11 protein-coding genes are annotated in these 15,568 nt (G+C 70.2%); 10 read left to right on the forward strand and 1 reads right to left on the reverse strand.

Translation table 11 applies throughout. The annotated features are described in order from the left end of the window. Positions 1 to 220 precede the first annotated feature (220 nt). The 3 genes from Q7W02_22415 to Q7W02_22425 all read left to right on the forward strand — a co-directional run bounded on the left by Q7W02_22415 (position 221) and on the right by Q7W02_22425 (position 5,047). The gene (locus tag Q7W02_22415; GenBank protein ID MDO8478898.1) at positions 221 to 1,429 is read left to right on the forward strand and encodes a CaiB/BaiF CoA-transferase family protein; all 1,209 of its coding nucleotides are present in this window, start codon (positions 221 to 223) and stop codon (positions 1,427 to 1,429) included. 36 nt (positions 1,430 to 1,465) lie between these two features. Next, positions 1,466 to 3,097, forward strand: coding sequence for a thiamine pyrophosphate-binding protein (locus Q7W02_22420; protein ID MDO8478899.1), 1,632 nt, complete (start codon positions 1,466 to 1,468; stop codon positions 3,095 to 3,097). Between the two features lie 210 nt (positions 3,098 to 3,307). Continuing rightward, on the forward strand, positions 3,308 to 5,047 hold the full coding sequence (locus Q7W02_22425) for an EAL domain-containing protein (GenBank protein ID MDO8478900.1): 1,740 nt from the start codon (positions 3,308 to 3,310) through the stop codon (positions 5,045 to 5,047). Between the two features lie 143 nt (positions 5,048 to 5,190). On the opposite strand, the gene Q7W02_22430 is transcribed toward Q7W02_22425, so the two are convergent. After that, complete coding sequence (locus Q7W02_22430) at positions 5,191 to 6,366, reverse strand: MFS transporter (GenBank protein ID MDO8478901.1); 1,176 nt, start codon at positions 6,364 to 6,366, stop codon at positions 5,191 to 5,193. Positions 6,367 to 6,581: 215 nt separating this feature from the next. Between Q7W02_22430 and Q7W02_22435 the strand changes: the two genes are divergently transcribed. The 7 genes from Q7W02_22435 (at position 6,582) to Q7W02_22465 (ending at position 15,564) form a co-directional block, all read left to right on the forward strand. After that, positions 6,582 to 8,867 carry a xanthine dehydrogenase family protein molybdopterin-binding subunit gene (locus tag Q7W02_22435; protein MDO8478902.1) on the forward strand — a complete coding sequence of 762 codons (2,286 nt, stop codon included), beginning with the start codon at positions 6,582 to 6,584 and terminating at the stop codon, positions 8,865 to 8,867. Positions 8,868 to 8,916: 49 nt separating this feature from the next. Then, positions 8,917 to 10,011, forward strand: coding sequence for a Zn-dependent alcohol dehydrogenase (locus Q7W02_22440; protein ID MDO8478903.1), 1,095 nt, complete (start codon positions 8,917 to 8,919; stop codon positions 10,009 to 10,011). Between the two features lie 7 nt (positions 10,012 to 10,018). Next, positions 10,019 to 12,229 carry a molybdopterin-dependent oxidoreductase gene (locus Q7W02_22445; GenBank protein MDO8478904.1) on the forward strand — a complete coding sequence of 737 codons (2,211 nt, stop codon included), beginning with the start codon at positions 10,019 to 10,021 and terminating at the stop codon, positions 12,227 to 12,229. Positions 12,230 to 12,412: 183 nt separating this feature from the next. Next, the gene (locus Q7W02_22450) at positions 12,413 to 12,913 is read left to right on the forward strand and encodes a YbaK/EbsC family protein (protein ID MDO8478905.1); all 501 of its coding nucleotides are present in this window, start codon (positions 12,413 to 12,415) and stop codon (positions 12,911 to 12,913) included. Then, entirely contained in the window at positions 12,910 to 13,830 is a 921-nt protein-coding gene (locus Q7W02_22455) for a TIGR03619 family F420-dependent LLM class oxidoreductase (GenBank protein ID MDO8478906.1), read from the forward strand. Before Q7W02_22450 ends, Q7W02_22455 begins: the two co-directional genes overlap by 4 nt. After that, positions 13,827 to 14,786 carry a TAXI family TRAP transporter solute-binding subunit gene (locus tag Q7W02_22460; protein MDO8478907.1) on the forward strand — a complete coding sequence of 320 codons (960 nt, stop codon included), beginning with the start codon at positions 13,827 to 13,829 and terminating at the stop codon, positions 14,784 to 14,786. Before Q7W02_22455 ends, Q7W02_22460 begins: the two co-directional genes overlap by 4 nt. A 160-nt stretch (positions 14,787 to 14,946) precedes the next feature. Then, on the forward strand, positions 14,947 to 15,564 hold the full coding sequence (locus tag Q7W02_22465) for an NIPSNAP family protein (protein MDO8478908.1): 618 nt from the start codon (positions 14,947 to 14,949) through the stop codon (positions 15,562 to 15,564). Positions 15,565 to 15,568: the final 4 nt, after the last annotated feature.

Here is a 15,568-nt window from a genome sequence, read left to right on the forward strand (position 1 = left end):
ACTGGACGGTGGCCGGCGCCGACGCCATCATCGCGCTGCGGTGCTGCACGCTGAGCGGGCGCTTCGAGGACTTCTGGGAGCGGCGATCCGTCGCCAGGGCGGTGGCCGCATGACCTTATCTCACAATCCTGACGTGCACCCCGCGCCCAGTTACCCAGCGGCGCGCCCAGTTACCCGGCGGCGCGCCCAGTTACCCGAAGACCCCTGCTATACTCCACCGGTGCCCGAAGATATCGCTCCCCTCCACGGCCTCGTGGTCCTCGACTTCACGCGCGTCCTGGCCGGCCCGTACTGCACGCGCCTCCTCGCCGACCTGGGGGCGCGCGTTGTCAAGGTCGAGCGCGCCGGCGGCGGCGACGACATGCGCAAGGGACACCTGCAGCTCGAGCCGGGGCGCGACGACCAGAGCAGCTACTTCACCCGCATCAACGTCGGCAAGGAGAGCGTGGGGCTCGACCTCGGGCGCCCCGAGACGCGCGAGATCGCCCGCGACCTGGCGCGGAAGGCCGACGTCGCGGTCGAGAACTTCGCCCCGGGCGTCGCGGCGCGCCTCGGCATCGACTACGAGACCCTCGCCGCCGCCAAGCCCGACCTCGTCTACTGCTCCATCTCCGGCTTCGGCCAGACGGGGCCGTGGCGCGAGCGCCCCGCCTTCGCCCACATCATCAACGCCGCCTCGGGCCTCATGCACCTCGAACAGGGCGATGCGCCGGCGCCGCAATCCGCGAACCTCCAGGCCGCCGACGTGCTGTCGGGCACGCATGCCTTCGGCGCCATCCTCGCCGCGCTGTGGCGCCGCGCGCGGACGGGAGCGGGCGCGCGGATCGACGTCTCGATGCTGGAGGCCCTGATCGCAGCCGACGACGTCTCCTTCGCGGCGGTGCTCAACGGCGGCGAGGAGATCGGCTCGCCGCGCCCCGGCATGGGCGTCTACGAGATCGGCGGGCGCCATCTGGCGCTCCAGACCGTGGGCTCGACGGAGCTCTGGCCGCGCCTGCTCGAGATGATGGACCGCCCCGAGCTGGCCAATGACCCGCGCTTCGCGACGGCGCAGGCGCGGCGCGAGCACTGGCCGCTCCTCCGCGATCTGATCGGCCAGTGGCTCACGCGCTTCCGGACGGTGGACGAGGCGCTGGCGGCGCTCGGGGCGGCCCGCATCCCCTGCGCGCCGGTGCTCGAGCCGCGCGAGGTGATCGCCCACCCTCATCTTCTGGAGCGCCAGGCGTTTCCCGACGTCTCCCACCCAACGCGTGGCCGCGTGAGAGTCACGGCGAGCCCGTATCACTGGGACGGCCGTCCCGTCCATCCGGCCGGGCCGGCGCCCTACCGCGTAGGCGAGCACAGCCGGCTGGTGCTCTCGGGGCTTCTGGGCTACGATGCGACGCGGATCGACACGTTGATCGCGAGCGGCGCCGTGGAACAACCGTAGGCGCCGCCTCCACCCTACGAGTCGGGAGCGACAGACATGGCCAGGATGACCGGCGGCGAAGCCCTCGTAGCCTCCCTCTATCGCGAAGGCGTGCGGGTGGTGTTCGGCCTGCCCGGCGTCCAGCTCTACGGCGTGATGGCGGCGCTGCGCGACGAGCCGCGGATCCGCTTCATCACCACGCGCCACGAGCAGGCCACGAGCTACATGGCCGACGGCTACGCGCGGGCCGGCGGCGGCATCGGCACGGCGCTCGTCGTCCCGGGCCCGGGGCTGCTCAACGCCGCCGCGGGGCTCAGCACGGCCTACTCCGCCTCCTCGCCCGTGCTCATGCTCTCGGGCCAGATCCCGCGCGAGCAGATCGGCAAGAACATCGGGCTCCTCCACGAGGTCAATGACCAGCTCGACTGCATCGCGCCCGTCACCAAGTGGCGGCGGCGCGTGCTCCAGGTGCCGGACATCCCGGCCGCCGTGCGCGAGGCGTTCGTGCAGCTCAGGAGCGGCCGCCCGCGTCCCGTCGAGCTGGAGATGCCGCCCGAGACCATGGAGGAGGAGGGAGAGGCCGAGCTCTTGGCGCCGGCGGAGGTCGCGCGCGCTAGAGCCTCGGCCGCCGACATCAGCCGCGCCGCCGAGATCCTGCTGGCCGCGAAGAGCCCGATCATCTACGCGGGAGGCGGCGTCAATCTCTCGGGCGCTCACGAGGCCCTGCACGCCGTCGCGGAGTACCTGCAGGCCGGCGTCGCGTGCACGGCCGAGGGCAAGGGCGCGGTCAGCGACCACAGCGACCTCTCGCTCGGCGCCGCGTTCTGGCGCGAGTCGCCGCTCCGCGCCGCCATCCACGCCGCGGACGTGGTGCTCGCCGTCGGCTCGAGGCTCGCCCTGGTCTCCTTCGCGCCTGAGACGCGGATCGTCCAGATCGACGCCGACCCGGAAGAGATCGGGCGCAGCCACAAGACCACGCTGGGGCTCGTGGGCGACGCGCGCGCGACGCTCGAGGCACTCCTGGAGAAGCTCCGCGCGGGGGCGCCCGCCCGCGCGTCCCGGAAGGCCGAGCGCGAGACCCTCCGGGCGGAGATCGCGGCGCAGATGACGCAGGAGCCGCAGGTCTCCATCGTCAAGAGCCTCCGCGCGGGATGCCCTGAGGACACGATCCTGGTCGCGGGCATGACGCAGATCGGCTACTACTCGCGCCCGCTCTGGCCGACGTACGGCCCGCGGACGTACCTCTCGTCCTCGTATTCCGGCAACCTCGGCTACGAGTACCCGGTCGCCCTCGGCGCGAAGGTCGCGCGCCCCGGCAGCCCCGTGGTCGCGGTGATCGGCGACGGCGGCTTTCTCTACAACGCCCAGGAGATGGCCACGGCCGTCCAGCACAAGATCAACGTCGTGGCGGTCGTCTTCAACGATGGGGCCTACGGCAACGTCGCGCGCGACCTCGACGAGGATTGGGGCGGACAGTACGGCTCGGCGCTCCACAACCCCGATTTCATGAAGCTCAGCGAGGCTTTCGGCCTCTACGGTATGCGGGTCAAGGTCCCCACGGACGTGGGCCGGCTCGTCGGCGAGGCCGTAGCCATGGACCGGCCGGTCTTGATCGAGGTGCCCGTGGGCCGGATGCCGCGTCCCGTCTTCTTCCCCCAGCGCAAGGTTCCCAGCAAGTACAAGCGCTGACCCGCCTCGGGCCACCGCCGGCCCTCGGCCGGCCGGTGACACGGAACGTCGGGCCCTCGACGGCCGACATCCAAGAATCGTCACTTTCTCTGTCGATCGACTGAGTACGCCGCTTTCTTTTCAGCCATTTAGACGCCGCCGCCGGTGGCACCAATGTTGCTCGTGTGACGTGAGGATTTCCTTGCCTAGACCACGAGCAGGAGAAAGGGGATGACGATGGACGGCGAGATCAAGCGAGAGGTGGCGTTCGCGGGGCAGCGGGTCAAGCAGAAGGTCGTCTTCGCCCTTGCCCTCTGCTCGGTCATCCCGCTCCTCGTCCTGACGTACGTGCTCCACAGCAACCTCGTGCCCTCCCTGGGCGCTGCAAACCTGAACGACGTGCTCGCCATCCCGACCCTCGTCGCCTTCACCGGACTCCTCATGGCTGGCGGCGGCTACGTCGTCTGGGACCTCGCCAGCGCGGTCACGCACGCGGCCAGCCTCGTCGCAACTGCGCAGCCCGCCGGGGAGACAGCCGGCGCGCGGCACGATGAGATCGGCACGCTCATGGTCTCGTTCAACCGCATGATGGCGACCATCGAGCAGCAGTCCGATGAGATAAGCCAGTTCCCCAGGCGCCTCGAGCAGCTGACCAAGCAGGCATTCCGCGACTCGCTCACCGGGTTGCCGAACCGGGCGCTGTTCATGGACCGGCTGACCCACGGGCTCACACGCGCCCGGCGGCGCCACGAGCACCTGGCCGTGCTCTTCCTCGACCTCGACCGCTTCAAGGTGGTCAACGATACGCTGGGCCACGCGGTCGGGGACCAGCTGCTGGTCGAGGTGAGCAATCGCCTCAGCGCCTCGTTGCGCCCGGGCGACACCGTGGCGCGGCTCGGCGGCGACGAGTTCGGCCTCCTGCTGGAAGACGTGGCCGACGCCGAGACCGCCGACGCGGTCGCCCTGCGCATCGAGGCGGAGCTGGCCAAGCCGCTGCTCTTCGAGGGGCGCGAGGTCTTCATCACCGCCTCAATCGGCATCGCGCTGTCCTCGGCCCGTATCGGGTTGCCCGAGGAGATGCTGCGCGACGCCGACCTCGCCATGTACCACGCCAAGGCCAAGGGCAGTGCGCGCCACGAGGTCTTCGACAACGGCATGAGCGCACCGGCGCTCGACCGGATGGACCTCGAGATGGACCTCCGCACGGCGATCTCGCGCCACGAGTTCCGGCTCCACTACCAGCCCATCCTGCGGCTCGACACGGGCAGGATCACCGAGGTCGAGGCGCTCATCCGTTGGCAGCACGCCAAGCGCGGCCTGCTCCAGCCCGACGCGTTCATCGGCCTGACCGAAGAGACAGGGCTCATCGTGCCCATCGGGCAGTGGGTGCTCAGCGAGGCCTGCCGCCAGGCGCGGGTGTGGCAGCTCGAGTTCCCGAGCGACCCGCCGCTCGTCATGAGCGTCAACCTCTCGGCCAAGCAGTTCCAGCACCCGCAGCTGGTCGACGAGATCACCCAGGCCCTGATGGAGAGCGGGCTCGAGGCGTCGTCCCTCAAGCTCGAGATCACCGAGAGCGTGGTCATGCAGAGCGCGCCGGCGACGCTCGCCAAGCTCAAGGAGCTCAAGGACCTCGGCATCCGCCTCGCCATCGACGACTTCGGAACCGGCTACTCGTCCCTCGGCTACCTCAAGAGCTTCCCCGTGGACACGCTCAAGATCGACCGGTCATTCGTGAGGGGGCTCTCCGGCGAGGGCGGCGACAGCGCCATCGTCCGCGCCGTCGTCACAGTGGCAAAGAGCCTCAACATGGACGTGACCGCCGAAGGCATCGAGACCGACGAGCAGCGGATCGAGCTCAAGGCGCTCGGCTGCGACCGCGGCCAGGGCTTCCTCTTCGCGCGGCCGGCGGACGCGGAGCACGTGACGCCGCTCCTCGCGAGCTCGAAGAGTGGCGCCCTGATCGCCGCCTAGCAGGCGGCCGATACGGGTCCATCTGCTTCGTTGGCGCCCTCGGCCGCACGCTCAACGTACAGGAGTACGCCTCGCGTGCGACCTTCGGGCGCCGCCTCGCATCTGGACCCTTCTCGGCCGCCTGCCGGTTCCAGGAGAGACTGCTAGGCGGGCGCTTGCGTGTGAACCGGCGCCGCGTGGCGCCGGACTTGGATAACCGTGGCGATGGTCAGCAGCATGAAGCCCGCGGAGGCCACGAAGACCATTCGCGGCTCGCCCCGGTCGAGCAGCCACCCGAAGAGGAGCGGCGTGAGCGAGGAGCCCAGGTCAAGCCCGGAGTAGACGAAGCCGTAGACCTTTCCCGAGGCGCCCGGCGGCGTGGCGGCGCGCACGAGCATGTCGCGCGAGGGCGAGGTCGCGCCGAGACAGAAGCCTGCCAGCGCCATCACCACCGGCAAAAGCGCCAACGGCGGCGCCGCGCTCGCGATGACGAGGCTCGCGATCGCGCCGAGGAACATGCCGCCGCCCGCGACCACGTCGTGCCGGCTGGTGCGGTCCGCGAGAAAGCTCCCGACGAGGACGCCGCCGGCGCTGCCCAGAAGGAATGCCGTCAGAGCGCCGGTGGCAAGGCCGAGCGGCGCCTCGTAGATCGCGACCATCGCCGAAACGGAGAAGGTCTGGATGCCGATGAGCGAGGTCGCCAAGAGCGCGAAGTAGGCGAAGGCGACCAGGATCGGCGTCGCCATGAGAAGCCTCACGTTGGCGGTCCAGCCCGACGACGGCGCGCCGCGCAGCCCGGCCGTCTCGCGCCGGTCGTCGAGCGCCTCGCCCAGCGTCGAGAGCGCGACCGCCGCCGCGATGCCAAGGACGCCCACCGTGACGAGGGCAAGGCGCCAGCCTATCGTCGATGACAACGTCACAACAACGGCGGGCGCCACGGCCCAGCCGAGAGCGCCGCAGATGCTGTGAACGCCGTAGGCGCGGCCGAGTCGCGACGGGCTGACCGAGGCGTTGAAGATCGAGTAGTCCGCCGGGTGGAAGACGCTGTTACCGAGGCCGCCCAGGAGCGCCGCCGGCACCAGCGCCCAATACGACTGGGCGAGCCCCGCCAGCGCCATGGCAAAGGCCAAGAGAGCCATGCCCGTCGGCAGCACGCGGCGCGCGCCCCAGTGATCGACGAGGAAGCCCGACGCGGTCTGGCCGATGCCGGAGGAGGCGTAGAAGAGGCTCATCAGGAGGCCCAGCTGGACGTAGCTGACGCCGAAGTCATCGCGCAGGAGCGGGAAGATGGGCGGCAGCGTCAGCTGGAAGAAGTGGCTGACGAAATGAGCCCCGCCCACCAGACCGATAATTCGGACGTCTCGCCTCAGAGTGCCTCGTGGAGCCTCGGCCGACGTCAGAATCGCGCGCCTCCAGGTGACAGGTCAGCGCCCGGCGGGGGCCGGGCGCCCGCCCAGCGTAACGCAACCTGAAGCCGGATGCGGGGGGATTCTCGCCGCGTGGTACCATGCCCTCCGGCTCGCACACCACGGGATCTCACAGGGAGACTGACGCCATGCCGATCCAGCACGTGGGCCGCCCGGTCAGGCGGCTCGAGGACCCCAAGCTCATCACGGGCGCCGACCACTTCGTCAACGACGTGCGCCTCGAAGGGGCGCTGCAGCTGGCGTTCGTCAGGAGCCCCCACGCCCACGCGGTTCTCAAGCGGATCGACACCACGGCTGCCAGGAAGATCCCCGGCGTCGTCGCGGTCCTGACCGGCGCCGACATCAACGCCGAGGTCGGCGTCATCCACACGCCGATCCCGCCCGAGATGTTCGCCTCGATGAACCGGCAGGGGTACACGATGCTGGCCGAGGGCCGCGTCCGTCACGTGGGCGAGCCCGTGGCCGTGGTCGCCGCCGAGACGGCGCAGGCCGCGGTGGACGGGGCCGAGGCCGTGGTCGTGGACTACGAGCCGCTGCCGGCCGTCGTGGACTCGGAGGCGGCGCTCCGCAAGGGCGCGCCGCTCCTGTACCCGGAGACCGGCTCCAATCTCGGCGTCTCGTTCAAGCTCGAGAAGGGCGACGTCGACGCGGTCTTCAAGACGGCCCCCGTGGTCATCGACGTCAAGCTGATCAACCAGCGCGTGATCCCGCTCGCGATGGAGCCGCGCGCCTGCAGCGCGATCTGGGATGCCAAGGCGCAGAAGCTGACCATGTGGGGCGACACCCAGATCCCGCACGGCATGCGGAACCAGGTCGCCGAGCGGCTCAAACTCAAGCCCGAGCAGATCCACCTGATGACCGGGCGCGTGGGCGGCGGCTTCGGCGCCAAGGTGCCCGTGTACCAGGAAGACACCATCGTCCCGATGCTCGCGAAGCGCCTGAACCGCCCCGTGCGCTGGGCGGCGACGCGGCGCGAGGACATGCAGGCGACGGGGCACGGTCGCGACATGCGCTGCCACCTGCGCCTCGCGGCCGACTCGACGGGCCGCATCCTCGCGCTCGACGCGAAGATCACCGGCAACGTCGGTTACTGCCTCTATCACGTCGGCTGCCTCCTGCCGGTCCTCTGCGCCCAGATGATCACGGGCTGCTACGACATCCAGACAGCGCGGGCCGAGGTCGTCTGCGCCTTCACCAACACGATGGGCACCGTGCCCTATCGCGGCGCGGGGCGGCCCGAGGCCGCCTACTTCATCGAGCGGGGCATGGACCTGCTCGCCGCGAAGGTCGGCCTCGACCCGTCCGAAGTCAGGCGGCGCAACTTCATCCCGCCCGACAAGTTCCCCTACGACACGGCGCTCGGGAACTCCTACGACAGCGGCGAGTACACGCGCGCCCTCGACCACGCGCTCGTGAAGGCCGGCTACGAGGAGCTCCGCCGGCAGCAGCAGGCGGCGCGCGCCCACGGGCGGCTCGTGGGCATCGGGCTCGCCTCCTACGTCGAGATCTGCGGCTTCGAAGAGGACGAGGTGTCGGACCTCGTCGTGGCCGCCGACGGGCGCGTGACCCTGCTGACGGGCTCGGCCTCGCACGGCCAGGGGCACGAGACGGCCTACGCCCAGCTGGTCGCCGACGAGCTCCAGATCCCGATGGAGATGGTCAAGGTCGTCCAGGGCGACACCGCGCTCGTCAGGAACGGCGTCGGCACCTTCGGCAGCCGCTCCGCCGCGCGCGGCGGCATGCACGCCCTCGGCCAGGCGGTCAAGGTCAAGGACAAGGCCCAGCAGGTCGCCGCCAGCCTTCTCGAGGCGGCGGCGCAGGATCTCGTGCTGGCCGACGGCAAATTCACCGTGCGCGGCGTGCCCGATCGCGCCGTCACCTGGCAGCAGGTCGCCGCGGCCGCCAAGGGCAGTCTCGACTCGCACGAGGACATCAAGACCGGCGCCGGCATGCTCTTCCCGTTCGGCTCCCACGTCGCCATGGTCGAGGTGGACAAGGACACGGGCCGCGTCAAGATCCTCCGCTACATGTCGGTGGACGACGCGGGCTTCCTCATCAACCCGCTCCTGGTCCAGGGCCAGGTGCACGGCGGCTTGGCGCAAGGCATAGGGCAGGCGCTCTGGGAAGAGGCGGCCTTCGACGAGGCGGGCCAGCTCCTCTCGTCGACCCTCATGGACTACGCGATCCCGAAGACGGACGACCTGATCTCGTTCCAGAACGACCACACGCACACGCACTCGCCGCGGACCACGCTCGGCGTCAAGGGGATCGGTGAGGCCGCGACCATCGGCTCGACGCCCGCCATCGCCAACGCGGTCATGGACGCGCTCGCTCCGCTCGGCGTCACCCACGTGGACCTGCCGCTCACGCCCCACAAGATCTGGGGCGCCATGCGCGCGGCCCGTAAGAAGTAGGCCAAAGGAGGCCACCCCCAATGGAGGTCACCCCCATGGAGGTCACCCTATGAAAGCCGCCGTCCTGTACGAAGCGAACACGCCGCTCCAGATCGTGGACCTTGAGCAGCAGGGACCGCAGGCGGGCGAGGCGCGCGTGCGCGTCAAGGCCGCGGGCGTCTGCCACAGCGACTGGCACATCATGAACGGGGATTGGCAGCTGCCGCTGCCCATGGTCCTGGGCCATGAGGCGGCGGGCATCGTCGAAGAGGTCGGTTCGGGCGTGGTCAACGTCACGCCCGGCGACCACATCATCTTCTCCTTCAGGCCGCAGTGCGGGCACTGCCTCTACTGCTCGCTCGGCCGCTCCATTCTCTGCGACGGGCACAAGTCGGCGCGCTGGGCCATGCTCGACGGCTCTCACCGCCTCACGCACAAGGGCCAGAACATCAACCAGATGGCGCGGATCGGCACGTTCTCCGAATCCGTCGTCTGCCCGTCCGAGATGCTGGTGCCGATCCGCAAGGAGATGCCGTGGCCGCAGGCGGCGCTCTGCGGCTGCTGCGTGCCGACGGGCGTGGGCGCCGTCACCTCCTGCGCGCGGGTCGAGGCTGGCGCCTCGGTGCTGGTCATCGGCTGCGGCGGCGTGGGGCTCAACGTCGTCCAGGGCGCGCGGCTGGCCGGCGCCGGGATGATCGTGGCCTGCGACCTCCTCGACAGCAAGCTCGACTACGCGAAGGAGTTCGGCGCGACCCATACGTTCAACGGCAAGCAGGAGAACATCGTCGAGCGCGTGCGCGAGCTGACCCAGGGACGCGGCGTGGACTACGCCTTCGACGCCATCGGCGGCGAGCAGACCACGCTCCAGATCCTCGACGCGATCCGCCCTGGCGGCGTGGCCGTCATCGTCGGCATGGCGGCCATGGCCGTGCGCGCCCCGATCACGCCCTATCTCATGGCGCTCCAGGAGAAGACGCTCAAGGGCACCATGTACGGCTCCGTGCGGCCCCCGATCGACTTCCCGCGCCTCGTCGATCTCTACCTCGACGGCAGGCTCAAGATCGACCAGCTCGTCAGCCGCACGTACAAGATCGAGGAGATCAACGAGGGCTTCACCGCCATGCGGACCGGCCAGGTCGCGCGCGGCGTGGTGGTCTTCAACTGAGACGCTGATGAAGGCGAAGACCATCTACGAAGCGGCGCGCGAAGCGGGCGCCCCGGGCGAAGAAGTCGTCACCAGCACCTGCGGGCACAACTGCGGTGGGCGCTGCGTGGTCAACGCCCACGTCAAGTACGGGCGGATCGTCCGCATCAGCACCGACCCGAGAAAGTGGACCTTCGAGATGCCCCCGCTCACCGCCTGCGCGCGCGGCTTCGGCGCCGCGGACCGCGTCAATCACCCCGACCGGCTGCGCTACCCCATGCGCCGGGTGGGCCCGCGAGGCGCGGGCGCCTACGAGCGCATCTCGTGGGACGACGCCCTCGACGAGGTCGCGGCTCAGATGCTGCGGATCCGCGACACGTACGGGCCCGCGGCCATCCTCGACTGCTCGCGCTCGGGCAACACGGCCGTCCTTCACAACCGCGCCGCCATCCAACGACTCCTGCACCTCTTCGGCGGCTGCACCGAGCTGTGGTCGAACCTGTCGAACGAGGCCGAGATCTTCGCCCTGCGCCACACGTACGGCCCGAAGGCGGACTGCAAGTTCTCTGGGCGCGAGCCCACCGACTACGTCAACTCGCGCCTCATGATCCTCTGGGGCTGGAGCCCCGCCGACGGCACGTTCGGCACGAACAATCCGCAGTACCTCCGCTGGGCCCACGAGCGCGGCGTCCGCATCGTCTCGGTGGACCCCCGCGCGACGCGGACGAGCGTGCAGATGTCCGACGAGCACATCGCGATCCGGCCGGGAACGGATGCGGCCATGCTGATCGCGATGGCGCAGGTCGTCGTCAGCGACGGCCTGCACGACCAGGCCTTCCTCGACCGGCTCGTGCTCGGGTTCGACGAGGCCCACCTGCCCGAGGGCGCCCCGCCGGGCTCGTCGTACCGCTCGTACCTCCTCGGCCTCTCGGACGGCGTGGTCAAGACGCCCGAATGGGCGGAGCCCCTGACCGGCGTCCCGGCCGCGACCATCCGGCGGCTGGCGCGCGACTTCGCCACGCGGAGGCCCGCCGCGCTCCACTGCGGCTACGCGCCCGGGCGCACGGGCTACGGCGAGCAGTTCCACCGGACGGCCTACGCGCTCTGCGCCATCACGGGCAATATCGGCATCCCGGGCGGCAACTCCGGATGCAGCGGGGGCGCGCGCAACCACGGCATCAAGCGGTTGGGCGCCCCACCGAACCCCGCCAACTCGCGCGTCGCCTCGACCCTCCTGGCCGACGTGCTCGCGCGCGGGCGGGTCGGCGGCTACCCGGCCGACATCAAGATGGTCTACTCGGCCTGCGGCGACCTGGCCAACCAGGCGCCGAACGTCAACAAGATCACCGCGGGGCTGGAGGGGCTCGAGTTCATGGTCGTCCACGATCATTTCCTGACGCCGACGGCGCGGTACGCGGACATCGTCCTGCCGGCGACCACGTTCTGGGAGCGGAGCGACATCCACACGCCCTGGAGCGGGGCGGGACACTACGCCATCTTCATGCGCCAGGCGATCAAGCCGATGTACGAGTGCCGGAACGACGTCGACATCTGCGCCGACCTGGCCAAGCGGCTCGGGCTCGAAGGCTACAAGCGCGTCGACGACGTCGAGTGGCTGCGGGAAATCTGCGCGGGCACGGACGTCGACGACTTCGACGCCTTCCGCGAGCGCGGGCTGGCGCGGCTGCCCGCGCCGGAGGATCCGGTGGCCTTCGCCGACGAGGTGCGCGACCCGGCGGGCCATCCGTTCTCGACGCCGAGCGGGAAGATCGAGATCTACTCGACCTCGATCGCGGCCAATCCCGACCCGATCGGCCTCGGCCGCATCCCCCCGATCCCGACGTGGATCCCGCCTCACGAGGCCGACCCGCGCCATCCGCTCGAGCTGATCTCGCCCAAGTCACGCGCCCGGACGCACTCGATTCACGACAACCAGGCGGCGCTGGCCCGGGTGGACCGGCAGGACGTGTGGATCCACCCCGAGGACGCGGCCGCGCGCGGCATCGCCGACGCCCAGATGGTGCGCGTGTTCAACGAGCGCGGCGCGACGATCGTGCCGGCGCGCGTGACGGATCGCATCGCCCGCGGGGTGGTCTCCATCAAGGAGGGCGCCTGGTTCACTCCCGGCCCGTCCGGAGCCGACACGCGCGGGTGCGCCAACGTCCTGACGGAGGACCGCGCCTCACCCTGCGGCGCCCCGACGTACAACACGTGCCGCGTCGAGATCGCCCCGGCCTGACCCAGCGGCCCCGCGCCCAGCCCAGATTATGCGTGAACTCATGCGCCACCCTCACCCCGACCCTCTCCCTCTCCGAGGGAGAGGGAGCCGTTTCGATCCCCTCGCCCCCAGAGGGGGAGAGGGTAGGGTGAGGGGGCGTCTAGAACGCGGAAGACGCGTTCGTGAGTCGAGCAGGCTAGTAGGATGAGCGACGACGCCGAGATCGAAGCGAAAGTCGCGGCCGCCCTCGAGGGGCTGGGAGCCGCGCATGAAGTCATCCGGATTGACCCGGGCTTCGCCGACACGGCGGTCTTCTGCGAGAAGTACGGCGTGCCGCTCGACCATTCGGGCAACACCATCGTCGTTGCCTCGAAGAAGGAGCCGAGGAAGTTCTGCGCCTGCCTCGTGCTGGCGACCTCGCGGCTCGACGTCAATCACACCGTGCGCCGTTTGATGGACGTCTCGCGCGTCTCCTTCGCCACGGCGGACGAGACGCAGGAGCTCACCGGCATGATGATCGGCGGCGTGACGCTGCTGGCCCTGCCGCCCGACCTGCCGATCTACGTCGAGGAGCGCATCATGGCGCTCGACTACGTCATCCTGGGAGGCGGCAGCAGGTCCTCCAAGCTCAAGCTCGCCCCCGACACCCTGCGCCGCCTGCCGAACTTGAGCGTCGTCCCCGGCTTGGCGCTGGTCGCATCGTGAAGGTCGGCGTCAACCTGATCAACTTCGGCCCGGGCGCCACTCCCGAGGCGCTCCTCTCCTGGGCCCACCTCGTCGAGGACCTGGGCTATCACCTGCTCATGACCTCCGACCACGTGACGATCACGCCCGATGTCGCGGGACGCTATCCCGCGCCCTTCTACGAGCCCCTGACGCTCCTCGGCTGGCTCGCGGGCGTCACGCGCCGCCTCGAGCTCGGCACCACCGTCATCATCGTGCCGTACCGTCACCCGCTCGAGACGGCGCGCGCGACGGCGGTGGTGGACCAGCTCTGCGGCGGGCGCTTCATCTTCGGCGTCGGCGTCGGCTGGGCCAGGCAGGAATTCGAGGCGCTGGGGCTGCCGTTCGAGAAGCGGGGCGCCATGACCAACGATTACCTGAACGCGATCAAGGCGTGCTGGACCCATGACGTCGCCTCCTACGAGGGGCGCTTCGTCCGCTTCGCCGGCGTGCACACCGCGCCGCGGCCGATGCGGGCCCCGCATCCGCCGATCTGGGTCGGCGGCGCGAGCGAGGCCGCGCTCCGCCGCGCGGTACTCCACGGCGATGCGTGGCATCCGATCAGGATCCGCATGGACTGGCTGCGCGATACCGGCCTGCCCAAGCTCAAGGAGATCGCGGAGAAGGAAGGCCGGCCCGTGCCGGCGCTCTGCCCGCGAATCAAGTTTCAGCTCTCCGACGGTCCGCTGCCCGAAGACCAGCGCAGCGCCGGCCAAGGCAGCCTCGAGCAGGTGCGCGGAGACCTCCGCGCGCTCGAGGCGATGGGCGCTCCGTATGTCCTGCTCGACACCTACTATGACGATCCCGAGGCAACCCGGAGCCACGAGCCGGCCTGGCGCCTGCTCAGGACGGCGGCTGAGCGCCTGGTCGACCTCGGGCGTGGGACCATACGCTCATGACTTGGCCGCTCATGAGATGGCTCGGCGCTGCCGCGATGCTCCTGCTCGCGGCCGGCCTCGCGCGAGCCGAGGAGCGCACCATGGTCACGCTCGGAACAGCGACGCCCGGCGGCGGCTTCCCGGTCTACGGCCAGGCCGTGGCCGAGACCATCAACGGGGTCGAGCCGTCCTTGGAAGTGAAGACGCGCAATACAAAGGGCTCTACGGAGAACGTCCCGCTCCTCGAAGCGGGGCAGCTCGACCTGGCGCTGGTCCAGGGCGAAGTCGCCCACGAGGCGCTCTCCGGCATCGGCCGCCCGCCGGCGCGCCTGCTGATCCTGGCAGCCATGTACACGACGCCCGGCATGTTCGTCGTGCGCGGCAATCAGCCGTACCGCGCGATCGCCGATCTCAAGGGCAAGGCCGTCGCTTGGGGCGCCCGCGGCTCGGGGCTCGTCGTCCTCGCGCGCTACGTGCTCGACGGCATCGGCCTCGACATGGAGCGCGATTTCCAGTCCATCTATCTCGACCAGGCCGGCGACGGCCCCGCCATGGTTCTGGACGGCCGCGCGGCCGCGCTCTGGGGCGGCGGCTCGGGGTGGCCCGGCTTCACGGCCGTCGCGCGCGGCGCGCAGGGCGCGCGCTTCATCGCGCCGAGCGCCGAGGAGCGGGCGCGGATCCAGGCCAAGCACGCGTTCCTGAAGACCCTGACCATCCCGGCCGGGGCGTATCCGGGACAGGGCGAGCCCGTCGTGTCCGTCGGCTCGTGGAGCTTCATCCTCGCCCGGCCCGACGTGCCCGAGGAGACGGCGTACCGCCTCGCGCGCGCCCTGCACCGCGGCGAGCCGGTCCTCGGCGCCAGGCTGCCCCAGGCGCGCGAGACCACCGCGGCCAATACCGTCGCCGCGGCGCCGCGCCCCGATCTCGTTCACCCAGGCGCGCGGCGCTACTTCCGCGAAATCGGCATCTCACCGTAGTCGTATGACCCCATACCCCAAGGCTGCTCAAAAAGGTCCAGATGCGAGGCGGTGCCCGAGGGCCGCACGCGAGGCGTACTCTCTGTACGTTGAGCGTGCGGCCGAGGGCACCAACGAAGCAGATGGGCCTTTTTCAGCCGCCTGCTAAGAGGAGTCCAGCATGATCTACGAGATCCGCACTTACGGCCTCCAGACCGGCAGCCTTGCCGAGGTCGAGAAGCGCTACGGAGAGGTGTACGAACATCGGAAGAAGTACTCCGAGCTCTTCGGCTTCTTCCACACCGAGATCGGGCCGCTCAACGAGATCATCCACATCTGGCAGTACGAGAGCATGGAAGAGCGGAGCCGGATCCGCGCCGCGGCCGCGAAGGACGCCAACTGGCCGCCCAAGATCCAGGAGTTCATCACGCGCATGAGCTCCGAGATCGTCGTACCCTTCCCCTTCGCCCCCACGGCAAAGCCGGGCAAGCACGGCCCCTTCTACGAGTTCCGGTACTACGAGATGAAGGCGGGGACGCTGCCCGACCTGATGAAGCGCTGGGAGCCCAAGCTTCCGGGCCGCCTCGGGCTCTCGCCGCTGGCGCTGGCGGGCAACGTCGAGTTCGGCACGGCGAACAGGTTCGTGCACATCTGGCCCTACCCGAGCCTGGACGCGCGGATGGCGACACGCAACAAGGCGCGGGCCGAGGGACTGTGGCCGCCGCCCGGCGGGGCCGGCACGCTGATCACGCAGGCTACGAAGATCTGTATGCCCTCGGCCTTCTCGCCGCTGCAGTAGGGCC

This window comes from Candidatus Rokuibacteriota bacterium, assembly GCA_030647435.1.
Lineage (GTDB): Bacteria > Methylomirabilota > Methylomirabilia > Rokubacteriales > CSP1-6 > AR37.

Excerpts from the sequence above, each read along its gene's own strand:
- Q7W02_22440 (MDO8478903.1), top strand. The coding sequence starts at position 8,917 with ATGAAAGCCGCCGTCCTGTACGAAGCGAACACGCCGCTCCAGATCGTG.
- Q7W02_22445 (MDO8478904.1), top strand. The coding sequence starts at position 10,019 with ATGAAGGCGAAGACCATCTACGAAGCGGCGCGCGAAGCGGGCGCCCCG.
- Q7W02_22450 (MDO8478905.1), top strand. The coding sequence starts at position 12,413 with ATGAGCGACGACGCCGAGATCGAAGCGAAAGTCGCGGCCGCCCTCGAG.
- Q7W02_22425 (MDO8478900.1), top strand. The coding sequence starts at position 3,308 with ATGACGATGGACGGCGAGATCAAGCGAGAGGTGGCGTTCGCGGGGCAG.
- Q7W02_22465 (MDO8478908.1), top strand. The coding sequence starts at position 14,947 with ATGATCTACGAGATCCGCACTTACGGCCTCCAGACCGGCAGCCTTGCC.
- Q7W02_22420 (MDO8478899.1), top strand. The coding sequence starts at position 1,466 with ATGGCCAGGATGACCGGCGGCGAAGCCCTCGTAGCCTCCCTCTATCGC.
- Q7W02_22460 (MDO8478907.1), top strand. The coding sequence starts at position 13,827 with ATGACTTGGCCGCTCATGAGATGGCTCGGCGCTGCCGCGATGCTCCTG.
- Q7W02_22435 (MDO8478902.1), top strand. The coding sequence starts at position 6,582 with ATGCCGATCCAGCACGTGGGCCGCCCGGTCAGGCGGCTCGAGGACCCC.